Annotated in this window: 14 protein-coding genes; 3 read left to right on the forward strand and 11 right to left on the reverse strand. The window is 65.8% G+C overall.

Translation table 11 applies throughout. The annotated features are described in order from the left end of the window. Positions 1-32: 32 nt before the first annotated feature. Together hemW and lepA are read right to left on the reverse strand one after the other, a co-directional pair. On the reverse strand, positions 33-1,262 hold the full coding sequence (hemW, locus tag OIU93_RS04715; RefSeq protein WP_264268933.1) for a radical SAM family heme chaperone HemW: 1,230 nt from the start codon (positions 1,260-1,262) through the stop codon (positions 33-35). Positions 1,263-1,264: 2 nt separating this feature from the next. Then, a complete protein-coding gene (gene lepA, locus OIU93_RS04720) occupies positions 1,265-3,109 on the reverse strand; it encodes a translation elongation factor 4 (RefSeq protein WP_264268934.1) in 1,845 nt (614 codons plus the stop codon). 134 nt (positions 3,110-3,243) lie between these two features. Between lepA and OIU93_RS04725 the strand changes: the two genes are divergently transcribed. Further along, positions 3,244-3,819, forward strand: a complete 576-nt coding sequence (locus OIU93_RS04725) for a type II toxin-antitoxin system PemK/MazF family toxin (protein WP_264268935.1) — start codon at positions 3,244-3,246, stop codon at positions 3,817-3,819. 50 nt (positions 3,820-3,869) lie between these two features. Here the strand turns inward: OIU93_RS04725 and OIU93_RS04730 are convergent, their stop codons facing one another. Beyond that, on the reverse strand, positions 3,870-4,898 hold the full coding sequence (locus OIU93_RS04730; RefSeq protein ID WP_264268936.1) for an AraC family transcriptional regulator: 1,029 nt from the start codon (positions 4,896-4,898) through the stop codon (positions 3,870-3,872). 226 nt (positions 4,899-5,124) lie between these two features. On the opposite strand from OIU93_RS04730, the gene OIU93_RS04735 reads away from it, so the two are divergent. Together OIU93_RS04735 and rpsT are read left to right on the forward strand one after the other, a co-directional pair. Continuing rightward, positions 5,125-6,969 carry an FAD-dependent monooxygenase gene (locus OIU93_RS04735; protein WP_264268937.1) on the forward strand — a complete coding sequence of 615 codons (1,845 nt, stop codon included), beginning with the start codon at positions 5,125-5,127 and terminating at the stop codon, positions 6,967-6,969. A gap of 315 nt (positions 6,970-7,284) precedes the next feature. Beyond that, a complete protein-coding gene (rpsT, locus tag OIU93_RS04740; protein WP_264268938.1) occupies positions 7,285-7,545 on the forward strand; it encodes a 30S ribosomal protein S20 in 261 nt (86 codons plus the stop codon). Between the two features lie 216 nt (positions 7,546-7,761). Here the strand turns inward: rpsT and OIU93_RS04745 are convergent, their stop codons facing one another. From OIU93_RS04745 to glpK, 8 genes are all read right to left on the reverse strand, one after another. Beyond that, positions 7,762-8,199: a hypothetical protein gene (locus tag OIU93_RS04745; protein ID WP_264268939.1), complete on the reverse strand. Its 438-nt coding sequence runs from the start codon at positions 8,197-8,199 to the stop codon at positions 7,762-7,764. Between the two features lie 144 nt (positions 8,200-8,343). After that, positions 8,344-9,342: a DNA polymerase III subunit delta gene (gene holA, locus OIU93_RS04750; protein ID WP_264268940.1), complete on the reverse strand. Its 999-nt coding sequence runs from the start codon at positions 9,340-9,342 to the stop codon at positions 8,344-8,346. 63 nt (positions 9,343-9,405) lie between these two features. Beyond that, positions 9,406-11,904 (reverse strand): ComEC/Rec2 family competence protein, encoded by a 2,499-nt coding sequence (locus tag OIU93_RS04755; protein WP_264268941.1) that lies wholly within the window; start codon positions 11,902-11,904, stop codon positions 9,406-9,408. A 538-nt stretch (positions 11,905-12,442) separates the two neighbouring features. Next, positions 12,443-13,468 carry a Fic family protein gene (locus OIU93_RS04760; protein WP_264268942.1) on the reverse strand — a complete coding sequence of 342 codons (1,026 nt, stop codon included), beginning with the start codon at positions 13,466-13,468 and terminating at the stop codon, positions 12,443-12,445. Positions 13,469-14,417: 949 nt separating this feature from the next. Continuing rightward, positions 14,418-15,200 (reverse strand): ComEA family DNA-binding protein, encoded by a 783-nt coding sequence (locus OIU93_RS04765; protein WP_264268943.1) that lies wholly within the window; start codon positions 15,198-15,200, stop codon positions 14,418-14,420. Positions 15,201-15,302: 102 nt separating this feature from the next. After that, positions 15,303-16,496: a DegV family protein gene (locus tag OIU93_RS04770; protein ID WP_264268944.1), complete on the reverse strand. Its 1,194-nt coding sequence runs from the start codon at positions 16,494-16,496 to the stop codon at positions 15,303-15,305. A 22-nt stretch (positions 16,497-16,518) separates the two neighbouring features. After that, on the reverse strand, positions 16,519-19,035 hold the full coding sequence (gene leuS / locus OIU93_RS04775) for a leucine--tRNA ligase (protein WP_264268945.1): 2,517 nt from the start codon (positions 19,033-19,035) through the stop codon (positions 16,519-16,521). Positions 19,036-19,298: 263 nt separating this feature from the next. After that, positions 19,299-20,813 (reverse strand): glycerol kinase GlpK, encoded by a 1,515-nt coding sequence (glpK, locus tag OIU93_RS04780; protein WP_264268946.1) that lies wholly within the window; start codon positions 20,811-20,813, stop codon positions 19,299-19,301. Positions 20,814-20,862: the final 49 nt, after the last annotated feature.

Raw genomic sequence — 20,862 nt, forward strand, 5'->3', positions numbered from 1 at the left:
CCTTCCTTTGTGCCCTGCCAAATCGCCTGGGACTAGAAATCCAGCAAACGCCGCAGCACGGCATCGGCCAGCAGCCGGCCCTGCAGGGTAAGTACGACCTTCCTGGCGAAGGCCGCCTCGGGCACCACCAGTCCATCGGCGATCAGCCCGGCAATGGCCTTGCGGCCCGCGGGCTCAAGGTCCGCGGTGTCCATTCCATCCACGATGCGGGTCAGCAGCATCGCCTTCTCCAGGTAGCGCGCCTCGGCGTCAGGGGTTTCCCGTCCTGCCGCCGGCGAGGTGCCGGCGTCGATGCGCTGCTGGTAGGCGGCCGGGTGCTTCACGTTCCACCAGCGCAGCCCGCCCACGTGTGAATGCGCGCCGGGGCCCGCTCCCCACCAGTCGCCGCCCTGCCAATAGGCAAGGTTGTGCAGGCACCGCGTGGATTCGTCCTTGGACCAGTTGCTGACCTCGTACCATTTGTATCCGGCGGCGGCAAAAAGCTCGTCGGCGATCAGGTACTTGTCGGCGTGGTCGTCGTCGTCGATGTTGGCGACTTCACCGCGGCGGATCTGCCCGGCCAGCCGGGTGCCCTCCTCGATGATCAGCGCATAGGCCGAAATGTGGTCGGGATCGTAGGACAAGGCCGTGGCCACGCTGGTGCGCCAGTCCTCGACCGACTCCCCCGGGGTGCCGTAGATCAAGTCGACGCTGACCTGCAGGCCGGCGTCCTTGGCCCACTGCACGGCCTGGCCAACCCGCGCGGGGTCATGGGTGCGGTCAAGGGTCTTCAGGACGTGCGGGACCGCCGACTGCATGCCGATGGACACGCGGGTGAACCCGCCGTCGGCCAGCAGCTGCAGGGATTCGGGCGTCACCGAATCCGGGTTGGCCTCGGTGGTGACCTCGGCGTCGGGCGCCAGGTCCCACTGGGTGCGGATCTCGGCCAGCACCCGGACCAGGTCCTCGGCGGGCAGCAACGTGGGGGTTCCGCCGCCGAAAAAGACGGTGGAGACCTCGCGCCGCGGCACGCCCGACTCCTCCAGGGCCTTCGCGCCAAAGGCGATTTCCGCGGAGACCGCCTCGGCGTAGGTGTCCTGGCTGGAGCCGGATCCCAGCTCGTGGGCCGTGTAGGTGTTGAAGTCGCAGTAACCGCAGCGCACCGCGCAGAACGGAATGTGGACGTAGACCGAAAAACTCCGGTCCACGGCGCCCTCGGCGCAGGTTGCCGGAAGCAACCCGTCCGACGGCGCCGGGTCCCCGAGGGGCAAGGCAGAAGGCATTGCTACTTCTTCTTGGGCTCGTCGGATGACAGGGCGACGATGAAGGCTTCCTGGGGAACCTCCACGCGGCCGACCATCTTCATCCGCTTCTTGCCGGCCTTCTGCTTTTCCAGCAGCTTGCGCTTGCGGCTGATGTCACCGCCGTAGCACTTGGCCAAAACGTCCTTGCGGATGGCGCGGATGGACTCACGGGCAATGATGCGTGAACCGATGGCTGCCTGGATCGGCACCTCGAATTGCTGGCGCGGAATCAGTTCCCGCAGCTTTTGGGTCATCATGAGCCCGTAGGCGTAGGCCTTGTCGCGGTGCGTGACGGCGGAAAACGCGTCGACCTGTTCGCCCTGGAGCAGGATGTCGACCTTGACCAGGTCGGAGACCTGTTCGCCGTCGGCCTTCCAGTCCAGCGAGGCGTAGCCGCGGGTCTTTGACTTCAGCACGTCGAAGAAATCGAAGACGATTTCCGCCAGCGGAAGCCAGTAGCGGATCTCCACGCGTTCCTCGGAAAGGTAGTCCATGCCGCGCATGACACCACGGCGTGACTGGCACAGTTCCATGATGGCGCCGACGAATTCGTTCGGTGCCAGGATCGTGCCGGCCACCATCGGCTCGTGGACCTCGAGGATTTTCCCGTCGGGGAACTCGCTCGGGTTGGTCACGGTGCGCAGCTTCTTGTCATCGGTCATGACCTCGTACACCACGTTGGGTGCGGTGGAGATCAAGTCAAGGTTGAACTCGGCCTCGAGGCGCTCACGGGTGATTTCCAGGTGCAACAGGCCAAGGAAGCCCACTCGGAAACCGAAGCCCAGGGCCACGGAGGTCTCCGGGACGTAGGTCAGCGCGGCGTCGTTGAGCTGCAGCTTGTCCAGCGCATCGCGCAGGGCCGGGTAGTCAGAACCGTCGATCGGGTACAGGCCGGAGAACACCATGGGCTTGGGGTCCTGGTAGCCGCCCAGGGACTTTTCGGCCGGCTTGGCGAAGTTGGTGACGGTGTCGCCGACCTTTGACTGGCGCACGTCCTTCACGCCGGTGATCAGGTAGCCCACCTCGCCGACGCCCAGGCCCTTGCTGGGCTTTGGCTCCGGGGAGGAAACACCGATTTCCAGCAGATCGTAGACGGTGCCGGTGGACATCATCTGGACCTTCTCGCGCGGCGAGAGGTTGCCGTCCACGACCCTGACATAGGTGACAACGCCGCGGTAGGTGTCGTACACGGAGTCGAAGATCATGGCCCGGGCCGGGGCGTTCGGATCGCCGACCGGTGCCGGCAGGTCGCGGACGACCTTGTCCAGCAGCGCCTCGACGCCCATGCCGGTCTTGCCCGAAACCTGGAGGATGTCCTCCGGGTCGCAGCCGATGAGCTTGGAGATCTCGGCGGCGTACTTTTCGGGCTGCGCTGCCGGAAGGTCGATCTTGTTGAGCACGGGAATGATCGTCATGTCATTCTCCATGGCCAGGTAAAGGTTCGCCAACGTCTGGGCCTCGATGCCCTGGGCGGCGTCAACCAGCAGGATGGCACCCTCGCAGGCGGCCAGCGAACGCGAGACCTCGTAGGTGAAGTCGACGTGCCCGGGGGTGTCGATCATGTTCAGCGCGTAGGACTGTCCGTCGACCTCCCACGGCATGCGAACGGCCTGGGACTTGATGGTGATGCCGCGCTCGCGCTCGATGTCCATCCGGTCCAGGTACTGGGCCTTCATATCGCGTGAGGAGACGACTCCGGTGAGCTGCAACATCCGGTCGGCCAGGGTCGACTTGCCGTGGTCGATGTGGGCGATGATGCAGAAGTTTCTGATGATCGCCGGATCAGTCGCGGCAGGCACCGGTGCGGTGCGGGCCATGGGTGACACGTAAGGGACCTCGCTAATGGGGGACGAAAATGTTCAGGGGGGTGCAAAATACTTCGCACAGGCCATTCTCCCATGCTTGGGGCACGGTGTCGCATTGCGACTCAGGAGCATGCCCGAACTGGTAGTTTGACCACATGAAGTTCAACACCGCCTCCATCCTCAGGCTCCTGGGCCGCGCACTCGAATCAGCCCTCAGGGGCGCGGCAAGGCAGCAGCGCAGCACCGGCCGCCCGGCCGGCAATCGCCCCGGCTCCACCTCGACCCGCAGGCGGGACCCGGCCACGTCTCCGGCCTCGGGCGAGACCGCCAGCTGGGAGTTCGGCGGCTACCCCGGGGACTTCCGGGGTGCGGTAAACGCAGCGTATTCCCCGCGCGCCGACGGACGCCCGGACCCGGGTGAAGTCATATGGGCCTGGGTTCCCTACGAGGAGGACCATGCGCAGGGCAAGGACCGCCCGGTGTTGTTGGTCGGGCGCGACGGCCAGTATCTGCTGGCGTTGATGCTCACCTCCAAGGACCGCAACAACGGGCAGGCCCAGGACCGCGACTATGTGGACATCGGCACCGGTGCCTGGGATCGGCAGGGCCGTCCCAGCGAGGTGAAATTGGATCGGGTCATTCGCCTGCACGAGGCGGGTATCCGTCGCGAGGGCGCGATCCTGGGCCAGCAGGCCTTTACCCGAGTCGCCGAACGACTCGCCGCGGCCTGATTCAACTTCACCGCGAACCGGCGGCAAGATCCGTTGCCTGACCTACCCCCTTAGGTGCCCCACAGCGCCTCGCGGCGAGAAGCCAACGGCGTGATGCCGTAATGGGACTTGAAGGCGCGCGTGAAATAGCTTTGCGACGCGAAGCCGACCTGCAGTGCCACAGCCCCGACCGGCACCGATTGCCTGGCCGGGTCGGTCAGGATGCCGCGGGCCAACTCCAGGCGCCGCTCCCTGATGTAGCTGCCGGATGGCTCTCCCGCTTCTAAGAAGATGCGCGAGAGGTGCCGCTCACTGATGCCGATGGCAGCAGCTATCTTGGCCGTCCCGAGTTCCGGGTCGCACAAATGGTCTTCGATATGGGCATGCGCCGCAGCCAGGTACCCGGCACCGGTCTCCCTGCTTCCTCCTGATACCAGGATCTGGAGCAGGTCCAGGGCGGAGCCTTCGGGACACGGCCGATTCCCTGGCTGCCCGGAGAGTGTGGAGCTAACCAGTCCGGCCAGCGCGCGCATCTGCTGATTTGACGCCGCCCCCTGGCTGAAATCGATGATCCGGGGCTTGAGCAGCGGCTGTCCCGCGGAAAGTTCCAGGTATTCTTCACGCGGGATGGTCAGGACCATTTCCTTCAGTCCCTTGCTGAAACCGCGCATGAACGGGCGGTCCGCGTCGCAGATGATGGCCTGGCCGGGCCTCACGATCTCGTGGCCATCGCGATGGTAGAAGAGCGCCTCCCCGCGAAGCGTGAAGAAGACGGCTATCGCATCCGTGGGATTCCGCCGGATGAAACGTTCGCTGCGTTCCACGACTTGGGCGCTGCCGGTGACGCCGCCAAACCTGAGCGAGCCGTAGCCCAGGCTGACTTCCCTGGCCTCAAGCGGCTCCTCATCAATGGTCCTGATGTCCAGGGGAATAAGCGCCTTGGCGTTGTGGTGCTCCCACAACTCAACCCGATTCGTTGCCGGAATGCCGTTGGTGCTGAAGCGCAGTTGCTTGGCCGGCCTGGATCCGGGCGCAACTGCGCGGTCTTGTCCCTGCTCGGCAACGGATGCCCGTTCGGCATCATCTTGATTGTGGCCCATGGAGCCACAATTGTATCCGGAATCACAACGGACCAAAAGACGCTACCCCGCCACCGGCCTCCAAGGGTGTCCGAGGGGTTTTGCACTCAGCGGACATCTTTTACAACTGTGCGGCCAGCAAAGCGAAGGGCCACCCACCGTGGGCATGTGAGCTGCAACACTCGTGGCATACCCAGCTCCACCCGCCCCGGGCAGTGAGCACCAGTCCAAGTAAGAGAGGCACGCAATGCCTGTTTTCAATGATGGAATCACCGATACCGTTTCTCCGGAGACCGCGAACGTGGTCCAGACCGACGTCCTGATCGTCGGATCCGGTCCTGCCGGCAGCTCGGCCGCACTGTTCCTGTCCAACCAGGGCATCCCGAACATCATGATCACCAAATACCGCTGGACAGCCAACACCCCGCGGGCGCACATCACCAACCAGCGCACCATGGAGGTGCTGCGCGATGCAGGCATCGAGGACCAGGTCCTGGCCGAGGCGACACCTCACGAGCTGATGGGTGACACCGTCTACTGCGAGTCCATGGCCGGCGAGGAAATCGGGCGCCGGCCCACCTGGGGGCTGCGCCCGGACCGCCGGGCCGACTACGAACTGGCCTCCCCGTCCATGCCCTGCGACATCCCGCAGACACTGCTGGAACCGATCATGCTGAAGAACGCCACCATGCGCGGCACCCAGACGCAGTTCTCCACCGAGTACCTGGGACACACCCAGGACAGCGAGGGCGTAAGCGTGCAGGTACTGAACCGGCTCACCGGCCACGAGTACACGATCCGCGCCAAGTACCTCATTGGCGCCGACGGCGCCCGCTCGAAGGTCGCCACCGACATCGACCTGCCCATGGAAGGCGCCATGGACATCGGCGGTTCCATGAACATCACCTTCAAGGCGGACCTCGCCCACCTGGCCGCCCACCGTCCGTCGATCCTCTACTGGGTCTTCAACCCGGGCTCCAACATCGGCGGCTTGGGCGCCGGACTGATCCGCATGGTCCGGCCGTGGAACGAGTGGCTGATCTGTTGGGGGTTCGACATCAACGGGGAACCCCCGGTGCTCGACAACGACGAAGCGATCAGGGTCATCCGCAACCTGGTGGGCATCGACGACCTCGAGGTCGAGATCCTGGGCTACTCGCTGTGGGGCAACAACGAGCAATACGCCACGCACCTGCAGAAGGGCCGCGTCTTCTGCGCGGGAGACGCCATCCACAAGCACCCGCCGAGCCACGGATTGGGTTCCAACACGTCCATCCAGGACGCGTACAACCTGTCCTGGAAACTGGCGGCAGTACTCAAGGGCCAGGCCGGCGAGGAGCTGCTGGAGACCTATTCGGCTGAACGGGCACCGGTGGCCAAGCAGATCGTCACCCGCGCCAACGACTCGGGACGCGAGTACAAGCCGATCTTCGATGCCCTGGGAGTCACGGATGCGGCAACGGACGAGGAGTTCATCGAGAAGCTCAAGTTGCGCAAGGAGAACTCCCCCGAAGGCGCGGCACGCCGCAAGGCGCTCCGGGAGGCGCTGGACAACAAGGACTACGAATTTAATGCCCAGGGCACGGAGATCGGCCAGTTCTACGAATCGAGCGCCGTGGTTTCCGACGGCGGCACACGCCCGGAGCCAACGGAAGACCCGATGCTCCACCACCAGAAGTCCACCTATCCGGGACTGCGCCTGCCGCATGCCTGGATCGGAGACAGGGACCGGAAGTTCTCCACCCACGACATCGCCAAGGGCACCCAGTTCACGCTATTCACCGGCATCACCGGGCAGGCATGGGCGGATGCGGCGGTCAAGCTCGGCTCCCGGCTGGGCATCGATCTGGTAGCCGTGGTCATCGGCGAGGGCCTCGAGGTGCAGGACCTCTACGGAGACTGGCTGCACCAACGAGAAGTCGAGGAAGACGGCGTTATCTTGGTCCGCCCTGACAAGCACATCGGCTGGAGGTCGCATCGCATGGTTGAAGACCCGCAGGCCGCGCTCTTCGAGGTGCTGTCCTCGATCCTGGGGCGTCCGGCCACCGACACCGGCATATCGATGGAGGACCTGATGGAACTTGCCCTCTAAATAACAGGCAGCTTCTGTGGCACGAACGGCCCCTGGCTTCACGGTCAGGGGCCGTTCGTCGTCCATGCGGGGCAACTCCATACATGGCCAAACCTGCGAACCCCGCTTCGCCACGGCGGAAGTAGCTCACAGTCACGGCGGGCGGTAACGACTCGTGATGGCCATCCGAACCTGCTAGTATTATTTCTTGTGTGTCCGCGCAGGTCGACGGGCACTTCTCCCGGGTCGCCATAGGTATCCCCACGCCGCTCAGTCAATGGCCCGGAAGATATCCCTCACCGACCATACAAGCGATGAGCAAGAGAGTTTAATACAGTGGCTAATATCAAGTCCCAGAAGAAGCGCATTCTCACCAACGAGAAGTCGCGCCAGCGCAATGCTGCCGTCAAGTCCGAGCTTCGCACCGCAATCCGCGCAGTGAACACTGCCGTTGCAGCCGAAGACAAGGATGCAGCATCAGCAGCACTCGTTGCAGCTGGTCGCAAGATCGACAAGGCCGCCACGAAGGGTGTGCTGCACAAGAACAACGCAGCCAACCACAAGTCGGCCATCTCCAAGAAGGTTAACGCCCTCTAAGGATTGCTTCACTGAATCGTCAGGCTCCTTTTCCTCCATATCTAGGGGAAAGGGAGCCTTTCGTGTTTAACCACTCATATGGTTCTTCGAAGCCGGGGATCACAGGGGGGCCATGGGAAGCTCCTGTAGTATTCCCGGCCGGGCGATTTTTGTATCACAATGATTGCCGGTACCAGCCGATGCTCCGAATCGACCATTATGCCGCCGCTGACGTTCTCAGGGAACCCGCACCGGCATGTACCTCGTTGGACCAGGACACGTGGACCAGAACTGGCCGCCTTCGGCAGGTTCCGAACGGATGGCCATAATACTGACGATCGGTGCGGCCGCCGGGCGCGCAGCCATGATTCGAATGGCGGTGACATTGCCCGGCCCTACGTTGCCATGCAGGTCCGAATCTTGCGGCATGTAGGGGTAGGACTGCGGAACTTTCCATTTGCCGTCGTTAGATCTCTGGACGGGTTGTGGAGTGCATTCGTACCCGAAGCAGGCAGCAACCGAGTCCGGCTCGCTGGTAAATTCAAGTTCAACGTCGCCCAGATCCGCGTACCCCACTGCCGGGCACGCGAGACCGGGTCGCACTACAACCAAAACAAGAGCGATGAGAACCCCAAACACGCCAACGGCAAGCACGAATTTCCACCGCCGTTTCATGTGTCGATCCTAGCGTCCCAACCCGCGTATGGCTTGCCCCTTGGATTGGGGTTTGGAAATGGCCGTGGGCATTCCGGTGGTGAGGCCACGTGCAAACTGTCTTGATCCTTTTCGGCCGGCGCCGCGTGGCGTTACCTGCCGTAACTAGCGGCGCGCCGCCAACGAAATCTGGGTAACGGCCCGCTCAACGGCGTATTCCGGGTCACGCGAGGCGCCCTTGACCTGCGAATCCGCCTCTGCCACCAGCCGGATGCAACGGGCAAGGTCATCGACGTTCCAATGCCGAGCTTGCTCCTGGGCCTGCTGGACCTGCCAGGGCGGCATGCCCAGTTCACTGGCAAGCTGCCCGGACGACTTGCGCGCCCCCGCGACCTTCGCGACTTGGCGCAGCTTCATGGCCAGCGTGGCGACAATCGGCACCGGATCGGTGCCCGTGGCCAAGGCGTGGCGCAGCGTGCTCAGCGCGATGTCCGCCCGACCGGCCAGCGCGGCATCGGCGACCTTGAACCCCGTGGCCTCCACGCGACCGCCGTAGTATTTGTCCACCATGTCCTGGTCGATCGCGCCCGTGGTGTCTTGCAGGAGCTGTGAGCAGGCTGCGGCCAGTTCGGACAGGTCGCTGCCCAGGGCGGCAACCAGGGCGCGTGCGCCTTCGGCGCTTAGCTTGCGCTTCGCCGTCCGAAACTCCTGGGTGACGAAGTCGATCTTTTCCGCGTCCTTTTTCAACGGCTGGCAATCAACGACCACCGCGCCGGCGGCCTTGAGTGCGTCAAGCAGTTTCTTGCCGCGCACTCCCCCTCCGTGGTGCATGACCAAGGTGACCTCAGGTGCCGGGGCTTTCGCGTAGGCGAGCGTGTCGTTGAGGAAATCCTCGTTCATGGTGGCCAGCCCGCGGACCTCAATGAGCTTGGTTTCACTGAAGAGCGACGGGCTGGACGCCAGCAGCATTTCCCCGCGCTCGTAGCTGTTGGCTTCAAAGCGGGTCAGTTCGATCTCGGCACCCCCACGCAAGGTGTTGCGTACGGTTTCGAAGGCCCTGGTGGCAAGCAGCTCCTCGGAGCCCTGCAGCAGGATCAACGGGGCGGGCGCCACTGACCGCCATGAAATGCCCGCATTCTTGGATGTGCCTCGTGGCGCTGCCATGACCGACCCTTACATAGTGTTTAACGAACCCCATCGATCTTATCTCCAACGCCAAATGCTTCATCATTCCCCACCCTTTGACGGTCCCCGTGTCGACGTCCGTTCCGCTGTCGGACCCAATGACGAGACCCGAAGCGACTTCCCGTCCCAGCCAACGATGATGGTGCCCCGCAGGTCGGTGCGGAAGACTGCCACGTGGTTCTCCTCGAGTGCCTGCAAGGCCTCATCCGAGGGGTGCCCATAGGTGTTGTCTGCACCCACGCTGATCAATGCCAGAGCCGGACGGACGGTCGGCGCCGTGCGCACGCCACCGTTTTCGGCACCATGGTGCGACACCTTCAAGATGTCGGCGTGTCCGATCAGCCCCTTGTCGATCAACTGGTCCATGGCCTCGTCTTCCATGTCCCCGGTTGCCAGGATGGAAATGCGCCGCTGCAAACCGTCCGCCTCTATTTCGAAGCGGACGACCAGGGACGCGTCGTTTTCTCCCGTGAACACACCGTCCGGGATCGGGCCCAGGACCTTCCAGGCCACGGGGCCTGCGGCTCCGGTCGCCCCCGACCCAAGCTGGCTGGCGGTCACCTGGCTGCCCCGGGAGTCGGTCAGATGTGGCGGATCCGCGGGGTCGTCAGCAGCCGAGTAGTAGATCTTGTCAACCGGTCGCCGGTCGCCGACCCCTGCAATCCCGCCGTCGTGGTCGGCATGGCGATGGGTGATGAACAGGGCAGCGACCCGCGTGACGCGCATGTGCTTCAGGCAGGCGGCGATGTCTTCGGCCGTTTTGCCCGTGTCAACCACCACCGCCCCGGCATCCCCGGCGTTGATCAGCAACCCGTCGCCCTGGCCAACGTCGCAGGACACCACCATCCAGTCGACGGCCGGTGCCGGTACCAGTGCGGTGACCGGCAGCAGCAGCCCGAGCAACATCCCCGTCACCACGCCCTGCGCCGCCAACCCCATGCGGGAATGCCAGGATCCTGCGGCGGGATGCACGTGGCCCAGGGCAAGCAGGGTTCCCAAGACAATTCCCCAGGCCAGCAGGACGCCCGCCACCCCGACCGGCCATGGCCGCAGCGCCCCCGGGAGAGCTGCAATCCACGTTCCCACGAGGCCCACCACCATGGTGGGCATGCCGGCGACCCACACCAGCGCCATTCCCGCCAGCGGGAACACCATCAGGACGACCACGGCGAGCGTCCCTGCCACCGTGATGAGGGAAATGAACGGTGAAACCAGGAGGTTTGCCGGCACCGAGTACAGCGAGAAGGCCGGGCTAAGCGCCACCAGCACCGGCAGGCAGGCGATCTGCGAGGCCAAGGCAATGGCCGTTCCATCGGACACGATGGACGGCACCCACCGATTCAACCGTGCCGCCATCGGCCTGCCGATGATCACGATGCCGGCAGTGGCCAGGACCGAAAGTTGGAACGCCGGCTCACAGGCCAACCACGGATCGATGGCCAGCAGGACCACCACGGCCAGCGTCAGGGCCGCCATGGCATTCCTGCCGCGGGACGCGTGCAGGCCCACGGCCGCAATGGTGCCCATCACCGCTGCGCGCAACACGCTGGGTTCGTAACCCACCAGGAACACGAAGCCGAGCAATGCCGCCAAGCCCAAGCCCAACGTGGGCAGCCGACCCAATCCCAGCAAACGGCCGACGGATATAACAAAACCAAGTACCATCGCACAGTTTGCCCCGCTGACAGCACTGAGGTGGGACAGTCCGGCAACCTTCATCGCTTCCGACAGTTCCTCGTCCGCCCCGCTGCGGTCACCAAACACCATGCCAGGGAGCAGGGCGCGGGCGGGTTGTGGAAGTGCGTCGCTGGCACCGACAAAGCGTTCTCGCATGCCTTGGAAAACGCCCGGCGCCGTGGATTTGCCCAGGGGCAGGAGATCGGCGGAGGCATTGAGCCAGAAGCGTTGCCTATCCCCTGGCTCGCTGTTCGAGACCGTGGCGAGCACTTCAACGGTGCTCCCGCCGGCCAGTGGAATGTCCGGCGCCCGGGATTCGGGGTAGCTGAGCCGCACCGGTACCCCCGAGATCTGCCAACTGCCGTTGCCGGCGACCACCAGAGCACGCGCGGCGACGGTGAATTGCCGGTGGGGCCGGGCATCTTCGGAGAACTTGTCAGTTTGCAACGATGCCCGCGGGGCCTCGGTGAACGACAACTGGATGCGAACCGGCGTCCCAGCGCGGGCTGCCTGTTCAAGCGAGTCAGGGTTCGTGCCCGCCCCGGTCAAGAACAATTGCGTGAAGACCAGGGCCGCGGCGGCACAGCCAAGGGCGGGTGCGGCAAAACTGGGGGTCGCGGCCGGGCCCAGCCGCCCATGCCGCGGGCGCAACAACGCCAGAAGACCTGCACCGGCCACCAACCACAAACCGACTGCCCAAAATACCTGGTGCAGCTGGCCCAGCTGCACCCCGCCCAACGCCGCCACCCACGCCCCGGCCAACGCCCAGCACCCGCGCAGGTCTACGCGGCCGGGCTCCAGATCCGACTCCCCCTTCGAACGCCGGGACAAGGCTGCATGCATCAGGTCCGCGAGCCTGCCCATGGCGAGTGCCGCGTGCCATTTGCTTTCTGAGGTGTGATCACGCCGCGCGTAGGAACCCATGCCCTCCAGTGCACACGTTTCCGCTGCCGTGCATTCAGCGTCGGCGCCCGACTGTGGAGAAACACGCCCGATGATCCGGAGAACGAGAAGAGGGGCGCCGACCGGTTCCCGCACTCCCGGGGTTGGCCGGTCCGATGGGCGATTCAGGTGATTCTGCCGGGCGTCAGCAACTTAAGGAAAAAATGCCTGTTGGTCGTAGCCCAGGTTCATCGGTGGTTCAGATCCAGGCGGTCGGCTCATCGAAGCAGAGTCCGCAGTCGGCCTCCAGGGCTTCTTCGGCACTGCCCCCGGGGCTTCCGCGTCGGGACACCAGTTCGGACACGGGCCCAGGTTGGCCCCGATGTGCGGTAGATGCGCCTAGGCGCGGCCCACGCTTCGGTTCCCATGCTCCAGGACTCAATGTGTTCCCCGAGATAACTGGCAGATAAGGGCATGTCTAGATCTTTCTGCGAGTGTCGAACATCGGGCTTTGCGACTCTCAGCCGCGGCGGCGCCTGGCCCGTGCGCCGAACGCATCGAGTGCGGCGAGGATCTCCGGCGCCTGCCAGACACGGTTCCTGCGGCCGGTGTTGGTCTGAGTGAGCACCTCGGCGTCGACCAGCCGGTCGATGGCTTTCTGGGCCGCGACGTCGCTGATCTGCAACTCACCGGCCAGGGTCTTTGCGTTCACCACGGGTTGGCGGAGCAGGTAGCTCTTCGCCTTGTGCACGGATGAGTCGCTTCGGGCCATGATCAAGTCGTCCCAGCGCGCAGCTGCGTCTTGGATGTCTCTCACGAGTACACGGCCGTTCCGGATCGCGGCAAAGGATGCCTCCGCCACGGCGGTGACGATGGCGCTTGTGTTCCCGGCCCGATACTCGGTCAGCGCTCGGAAGTAGGCATCCGTGTCGTAGAGGAGCCCGGCCGAGACGGGCACGGTGACATTGCGGGTCAGGCCGCCGTGGCGGAGCATGCCCTGCAGGAGTGCCCGTCCGGTCCGGCCATTGCCGTCGGGGAAGGGATGGATGGTCTCGAATTGCGCGTGCGCAATCGCCGCCTGGATGAGCACCGGCACGTCCGTGCGCCGGGCGAATGCGACAACGTCGGCCATCAGGCTGGAAACGCGGGTGTGGTGGGGCGGCACAAACGCTGCGGCGTGCGGCGAAATGCTGCCGCCGCCGATCCATACCTGTTCGTTGCGCCAATAACCGACATATTCGGGCGCAGTGTCCCGCAGCAACGCATCGTGCATCGCGATGATCGAGTGCTCATCCAAATGGTCGGACAGCGCGATGGCCGCGGTCATGGCGCGAACGTTTGCGACGACCAAGCGCGCGTTCCCGGACTTCGACTCGCCGATCTCCGCGAGGGCCACCTGCTTGGCGCTGGAGGTGAGGTTCTCCACTTCCGAGCTGGAAGCAGACTCGCTGCGCAGCAGGATGGATGCGAACGGGGCGGCCATCGTTCCGGCCTCGGCGTCGAATCGGGCGAGTTCCTGGCTCGCATCATCGGCTAGGGCGATCACCTCGGCGGGCAGAGCAACCGGTGCTGCAGCGATGAGCGGCGGGACGGCGGCCCGGTAGTCGCCGCGGGCCTAGAGCTTGGCCCTACGTGAGGCGACTTCGTTCCCGGCGCGCACCCACGGGCGTGCTTCGTATCCGGTCGCCGGCCAGACGCCGGACTGCTGCTTATCTGTGGTCACCATCCAAACATACCAAAGGCTATGCGCTTAGCCTTTGGTATGGACGACGCTTGACAACGTTATCAAAGTCGAAACAGCCACACACCCACCGCACAGAACACTTGGTGCAGCTGCAATCCTCCCAGCGCCGCAACTCAGGCATCGGCCAACGCCCAGCACTCGCGGAGATCAACCCGACCGGGCTCGGTATCCGGCTCCGCTTTCGGCCGCCGGGCCATTCGGGCGCGTAAGGCATCCGCCAGCTTGACACATGCCGGACTTAGATATTTTCCGCCACTCGATTCGTTGCACCGATCGCCTCGACCGCATTGCGACAGCCCACGAGTTGCCGGTCCGCCGAACATGGGCCGCCCGGCCCGACGCGTTGAGGGAAGCCTTCCGCTCGCCCGCCGTCCACGAGCGACAAGCTCCAACGGGTTGCCTGCACGCTGGGCACCCCCTGCGCTTGAGCGCGAAATTTCCGGCCAACACCGTCAAGGCCACGGTCACAATGCGTGGTGGACGGCCGTCGGTGCACCACGTGCCCAGACAGTGCGTGACGAGCGCGCGCTCCGTAAGGTCGAATTCCCCGGCTGCGGCACGAAGGCCCCTGTGGGCAACTCCTGCCCACAGAAGGGAGGCGTTGGACTTCCTGGCCAGGCAGACCAAGGGAACGCAGGCCCCCAACTTTCCGGCTGTGCCGGAGCCAAGGGCGGGCATCCCCTTCCGGCCGTCCTGCAGTGACCAAGCAGCCCGGTGACCCCGCCTCCGACATGGCCACGGCCCGGGAAACTCATTCAAAGACCACGTGTTCGCGCAGGTTCCCCATCAGGGCCGGACCAATGCCGCTCACGGCATCAAGTTCGCTGAGGTTCTTGAACGGGCCGTTGGCCTGCCGGAATTCCAGGATGCTGCCCGCCAGCGAGGGACCGATGCCCGGCAGCTCCTCCAATTGCGCCTGCTCCGCGGTGTTCACATTGATTTTCCCCGGCGGCACGCCTGGCCCGCCCGCACCCTCCGAACGGCTGGAATCCAGAACCCCGGGCACCGGAACCTGTCCGGTCTCGCCACGGCGCGGGATGCGGATTTGTTCGCCATCACGGATCTGTGCCGCCAAGTTGATCGCCTCCGGAGCGGCATCCTTCGCCAGCCCGCCGGCCAGTTCCACCGCGTCAAGCACCCTGGATCCCAGCGGCAGGGAGTACACCCCGGGTTTCTTCACGGCTCCAACCAAGTGGACCACGGCGCTCACACCGCTTCCCGGCGGGCCGGTGGTGCCCGGTTTCGGAGGTCCTTGCTCCGTCTCCGGGGTCTCCTCCGGTTCCGGTGGCGGATCTTGGGCACCCGGCTCCGCCGCGGGATCCGTCTGGCCGCTCTCCGCCACTTCCAAGGGGATGGACTCGGCACCCCTTGGAGCACGCGGCGGCGGGTTGAACAGCAACGACACCGAGATCCAGGTCAGGGCTCCGAGGATCAGGACAATCGCGGCGGACCTGCCAATGAGCACGCGCAGGCGGCCCGGGACCGGAGCCAGGTTGCTCCGTTCGGCATGATCCACCCACTCGTGCGAGCCCATGTCCTCCAGTGCACACGACCCCCGGTGCCGTGCGGGACGGGAACCGCCGGGTTGTGGAGAACCACGGCCCGCGGCAGCCCAAGGTCTGAAGCGGAGAATGCGCTAAGGGGTTCCGGAAGCCTCGGGATTGGCCGGCTCGTCCGGTGACGCCGAGGTTGGCGTGACGGGCGTACCCTGGGCCGAGGGCGAGGCTGTGCGGCGGCGCGATTCCCGACGCGGCTCAATGTTGCGGGGCCTAGGCACCGGTTTCGCTTTTGGTTCGGGCCTTGGTTTCGGTTCCGCTTTTGTCTTGGGCTCGTGCCGTACAGGTCCGGGCACCGGGGGTGCGATGCCTCCGGAAATCGCCACGGCCAGCACGCCGGCACCAGTGTGGGCGCCAAGCACTGCGGGGACCGGGACCGCCAGCACTTCCAACAGCGAGGCCCCGGCCAGTTCCTGCACGATCTCCTCGGCGGCGTCCTGGTTCCCGAAGTAGTGCACCGCCAGGCGCGCTTCGGGCCCCCGGGCGGCCGCCTCGTCGCGGGCAATGGCCACCAGTCGGGCCAGCGTGCGCGAATGCGTGCGCACCTTTTCGTGGGCGACGATCTGCCCGTCGCGCACCGAAAGGATCGGCTTGACGTTCAGCAGCGTGCCCAGCACCGAGGCCAGGGTGCCGATGCGCCCGCCGCGGCGCAGCTGCTCCAGTGAGGGGACGGCGAAGTACACGTGGTTTTCGGCGGCGCGGTTGGCCACTGCCTCAAGCTCGGCCAGCGGCGCACCCGCGGCGGCAAGTTCCACGACGTCCATCACCGTGAAGCCCTCTGCCAGGGCCACGGTGAGTGAATCGACGACGGTGACGGGTACCGGCGAGGACTCGGCCGCCAGGCGTGCGGCGTCCACCGTCCCGGAGAGCGCCGAGGAGAGGTGGATGGAAATGATTTCCTTCACCCCGGCATCGGCGAGTTCCCGGTAGGCGCGCAGCATCTGTCCCGGCGCCGGGCGCGAGGTGCGCACCGCCTTGCCCATCGCCAGGCCCAGGGCCAGTTCGGTGGGCACATCGTCGGTGCCCTCGGAGAAGATCTGCTCGTCGACCATCACCGGCATGGGCACCACGCGCAGGAAGCGCGCGTGCTGCCGCACCCAGTCCTCCGGCAGCGCCGCGGCGGAGTCGCTGACCACGCCCACCGGAACCAGGCCCCGGGCGGGGCGGGCACGGTGGGCGGGATCCGCAACGCGCTGCTTCCAGAGCCGCCCCATCCAACCGCCGGTGCGGGTGGGCCGCGGCGGTGTGGGGGGTGGCTGCTGGGTGGCGTCCATATCTGTAGGCTACCTGCCGCCCCTAGGAGGCAGGAACCACGTTCACCAGTTTCGGCGCACGCACGATGACCTTGTTGATGGCGGCGCCGTCAAGGTAGCGGACGACCGCCTCGTCGGCCAGGGCCAGGGCCTCGAGTTCCTCGGCGGTGATGTCGACCGAGACCTCCAGGCGTGCCCGGACCTTGCCCTTGATCTGCACGACGGCGGTGACGGTGTCCTGGACCAGTAGGGCCTCGTCGACCGTCGGCCAGCCGGCGTTGGCGACCGAGGGCTCGTGGCCCAGCGCCGCCCACATGTCCTCGGCCGTGTACGGGGCGAAGAGCGAGAGGATGACGGCCACGGCCTCCGCTGCTTCGCGGACCGCCGGATCCGACGCGCCGGCGCCGGAGTCGATGGTCTTGCGGGTCGCGTTGACCAGCTCCATCAGCTTGGCGACGACGACGTTGAATTTGCCGCCCTCGAGCATGCCGGCCGCCTCGTGCACCGCCTTGTGGGTAACCTGGCGCAGCGCCTTGTCGCCGCTGGCCGGATCGGTTCCCGGGGTGCTGTCGACGTCCTGGGCCATGCGCCAGGCGCGGGCCAGGAACTTGGCCGATCCGCCCGGGGAGACATCGGCCCAGTCCACGTCGTCCTCCGGCGGGGAGGCGAAGATCATGGTCAGGCGCACGGCGTCGACGCCGAACTTGTCCAGCTGCTCGCCCAGGTCCACGCCGTTGCCCAGCGACTTGCTCATGGCCTTGCCGCCGTTGAGCACCTGGCCCTGGTTCAGCAGCGCGCTGAAGGGTTCCTTCACGTCGATCAGCCCCAGGTCGAAGATGACCTTGGTGAAGAAGCGCGAGTAGAGCAGGTGCAGGATGGCGTGCTCGACCCCGCCGACGTACTGGCCCACCGGCATCCAGTCGCGCACGGCCTTCGGGTCGAACGGTCCCTCGGTGTAGTGCGGGGAGACGAAGCGCAGGAAGTACCAGGAGGAGTCCACGAAGGTGTCCATGGTGTCGGTGTCGCGCTTGGCGGCGGCCCCGCACTTCGGGCAGGGAACGTTGACCCAGTCCTCGGCCGCGGCCAGGGGGGACGTGCCCTTCGGGGCGAGCTGTTCGCCGCGCAGGTCATCGGGCAGGCGCACCGGCAGCTGGTCGTCGGGAACCGGGACCTCGCCGCAGTGTGCGCAGTGGATGATCGGGATCGGGGTGCCCCAGAAGCGCTGGCGGCTCAGCAGCCAGTCGCGCAGGCGGAAGTTGACGAACTTCTCGCCGGTTCCGGCAGCCTCGACGATCTCGATGGCGCGGGCGATGCCCTCGGCCTTGGGCAGGCCGTCCAGCTCGCCGGAGTTCACCAGGGTTCCCTCGCCGGCGGTGGCGACACCGGTCTCGGCCGGGTCCTCTTCGCCGGTGTCAAGCACCACGCGCACCGGCAGGTCGAAGGTGCGGGCGAAGTCAAGGTCGCGCTGGTCGTGTGCCGGGACGGCCATGATCGCGCCGGTTCCGTAGTCGGCCAGCACGTAGTCAGCGGCCCAGACCGGCAGTTTCTCGCCGTTGAGCGGGTTGGTGGCGTAGCGGCCGGTGAACACGCCGGTCTTCTCGCGCTCGGTGGCCTGGCGCTCGATCTCGCTCAGCGCCTTGACCTGCTCCTGGTAGGCTTCCAGGGCTTCGCGGTGTTCCTCGGTGACCAGTTCGTTCGCCAGCTCGGCGTCGGCGGCGACCACGAAGAACGTGGCGCCGTGCAGGGTGTCCGGGCGGGTGGTGAAGACCGTGGTCTTGTGGGCGTCCTTGCCGCCGGCGGCCTCGATGACGAAGTCGACGTGGGCGCCCTCCGAGCGGCCGATCCAGTTCTTCTGCATGGCCAGCACGCGCTCGGGCCAGTGGCCCTTGAGCTCTTCCATGTCATCGAGCAGGCGGTCGGCGTAGTCGGTGATCTTGAAGTACCACTGGTTCAGCGATTTCTTGGTGACGACGGTTCCGCAGCGTTCGCAGGCGCCGTTGACGACCTGCTCGTTGGCCAGCACGGTCTGGTCGGTGGGGCACCAGTTCACCGGGTGGTTCTTGCGGTAGGCCAGGCCCTTTTCGTAGAAGCGGGTAAACAGCCACTGGGTCCAGCGGTAGTATTCCGGGTCCGAGGTGTGGATGCGGCGGTCCCAGTCGGCGGAGATCGCATAGCGCTTGAAGCTGGCGGCCTGCGTGTCGATGTTCTTGTAGGTCCACTCGGCGGGGTGGGCGTTGCGCTTGATGGCAGCGTTCTCGGCCGGCAGACCGAAGGAGTCCCAGCCGATCGGGTGCATCACGTCATAGCCCTGCTGGCGCCAGTAGCGGGAGACGACATCTCCCATGGCGAAGGCCTCGGCGTGGCCCATGTGCAGGTCGCCGGAGGGGTAGGGAAACATGTCAAGCACATAGCGGCGTTCTGCGCTGCCGTCGTCCTTGGGCGTGAAGACCCCGAGTTTGTCCCACACCGGGGCCCACTTGGCTTCCATCTCCTGGAAGCTGTAGGCCGCTGCGGTGGACTCGTTGTCAGCGGTTTCGGTGCCGGTCGGCTGGGTGCTCACTATCGGGTTTCGCCTTCTTCTGTTCATGCGCCTGTGGGTGGAACGTGGCTGTCCTGCTGGTTGCTGGCGTGCATCGGCGGCGTAGGCCCCCCTGACACACAAAAGCCCCTTGCATGCAAGGGGCGGCCGCATGGGGGGGTGTTTATCCCATGCGGCTAACTTAGCAAGAGCACTGCGTTCATGCCCCATATTCTACCCCACAAGGTGCCGGTCCCGCGGGCGCGCCGGAGGCACGCCCGCCCCCGGGGGCCGTCCGCAGTGGCCTACGGCACGTCCTGATCGACCCAGTCGAAGGTGCGGGTGACGGCCTTCTTCCACAGGCGCAACTGCCGATCGCGCTCCGCCGGTTCCATGGCCGGCTCCCATCTCTTGTCCTCGGACCAGTTGGCGCGCAGCTCCCCGAGGTCCTTCCAGAAGCCGACGGCCAGCCCGGCGGCGTAGGCGGCGCCCAGCGCGGTGGTCTCGGTGACCTTAGGGCGGATCACCGGAACCCCGAGCAGGTCCGCCTGGAATTGCATCAGCGCGTCGTTGGCGACCATGCCGCCATCGACCTTGAGTTCGGTGAGCGGGACCCCGGAATCGGCGTTCACGGCATCCAGCACTTCCCGGGTCTGGAAGGCGGTGGATTCCAGCGCCGCCCGGGCAATGTGGTTCTTGTTGGCGTAGCGGGTCAGCCCCACGATGGCCCCGCGCGCGTCCGCACGCCAGTAGGGGGCGAAGAGCCCGGAGAATGCGGGCACGATGTACACCCCGCCGTTGTCCTCCACGCTGGCTGCCAGTTCCTCGACCTCCGCAGCGGTGGAGATCATCCCGATGTTGTCGCGCAGCCACTGCACCAGCGAACCGGCCACGGCGATCGACCCTTCCAGCGCATAGACCGGTGCGGCGTCGCCCAGCTTGTAGCCCAGGGTGGTCAGCAGGCCGTTCTTGGAGCGGACGATTTCCGTCCCGGTGTTGAAGATCAGGAAGCAGCCGGTGCCGTAGGTGTTCTTGGCCTCCCCGGCCTCGAAGGCAGCCTGCCCGAACGTGGCCGCCTGCTGGTCGCCCAGGATCCCGGCGATCGGCACCTCGCGCAGAAGCTGCGAGGTGTGCACGGTTCCGTAGACCTCGGAGGAGGACTTGATGGCGGGCATCATGGAGACCGGCACCCCGAAGTCGGCCAGAATCCCCCGGTCCCACTCCAGCTTCTCCAGGTCCATGAACAGCGTGCGCGAGGCGTTGGTGACGTCGGTGATGTGCACCCCGCCATCGGTGCCGCCGGTCAGGTTCCAGGTCACCCAGGTGTCCGTGGTGCCAAAGAGCAGGTTTCCCGCCTCCGCCTCCTGGCGGGCGCCCTCCACATTGTCCAGGATCCATTTGACCTTGGTGCCGGAGAAATAGGGTGCCAGCGGCAGGCCCACGCGTTCCTTGTACCGGTCGACTCCCCCGTCGGCGGCCAGTTCCTCGACGATGCCCTGGGTGCGGGTGTCCTGCCAGACGATGGCGTGGTGGATGGGCTTGCCGGAGCGCCTGTCCCACACCACGGTGGTTTCGCGCTGGTTGGTGATGCCCACGGCGGCAATGTCGTGCCGGGTGAGGTTGGCTTCGGCCAGTGCGATGCCGATGACCTTGCGGACGTTGTTCCAGATCTCCACCGCATCGTGCTCAACCCATCCCGCATGCGGAAAGATCTGCTCGTGTTCCATCTGCCCCGTGGAGACCACGGTGCCGGCATGGTCGAAGACGATGGCCCGGGAACTGGTGGTGCCCTGGTCGATCGCGATGACGTAGTTGTTCATGTCGGTGCCTTTCAAAGGTGCCGTTCAGGGGGGTCGCGCTCGACGACGG

Source organism: Paeniglutamicibacter sp. ZC-3 (genome assembly GCF_025847175.2).
Lineage (GTDB): Bacteria > Actinomycetota > Actinomycetes > Actinomycetales > Micrococcaceae > Paeniglutamicibacter > Paeniglutamicibacter sulfureus.

What these genes read in the sequence shown, in the direction of transcription:
- OIU93_RS04745 (WP_264268939.1), bottom strand. Translation starts at nt 8,199, where the DNA reads ATGAAACGGCGGTGGAAATTCGTGCTTGCCGTTGGCGTGTTTGGGGTT.
- OIU93_RS04770 (WP_264268944.1), bottom strand. Translation starts at nt 16,496, where the DNA reads ATGGACGCCACCCAGCAGCCACCCCCCACACCGCCGCGGCCCACCCGC.
- OIU93_RS04730 (WP_264268936.1), bottom strand. Translation starts at nt 4,898, where the DNA reads ATGGGCCACAATCAAGATGATGCCGAACGGGCATCCGTTGCCGAGCAG.
- holA (WP_264268940.1), bottom strand. Translation starts at nt 9,342, where the DNA reads ATGGCAGCGCCACGAGGCACATCCAAGAATGCGGGCATTTCATGGCGG.
- OIU93_RS04765 (WP_264268943.1), bottom strand. Translation starts at nt 15,200, where the DNA reads ATGGGCTCGCACGAGTGGGTGGATCATGCCGAACGGAGCAACCTGGCT.
- OIU93_RS04725 (WP_264268935.1), top strand. Translation starts at nt 3,244, where the DNA reads ATGAAGTTCAACACCGCCTCCATCCTCAGGCTCCTGGGCCGCGCACTC.
- hemW (WP_264268933.1), bottom strand. Translation starts at nt 1,262, where the DNA reads ATGCCTTCTGCCTTGCCCCTCGGGGACCCGGCGCCGTCGGACGGGTTG.
- glpK (WP_264268946.1), bottom strand. Translation starts at nt 20,813, where the DNA reads ATGAACAACTACGTCATCGCGATCGACCAGGGCACCACCAGTTCCCGG.
- OIU93_RS04735 (WP_264268937.1), top strand. Translation starts at nt 5,125, where the DNA reads ATGCCTGTTTTCAATGATGGAATCACCGATACCGTTTCTCCGGAGACC.
- OIU93_RS04755 (WP_264268941.1), bottom strand. Translation starts at nt 11,904, where the DNA reads ATGGGCAGGCTCGCGGACCTGATGCATGCAGCCTTGTCCCGGCGTTCG.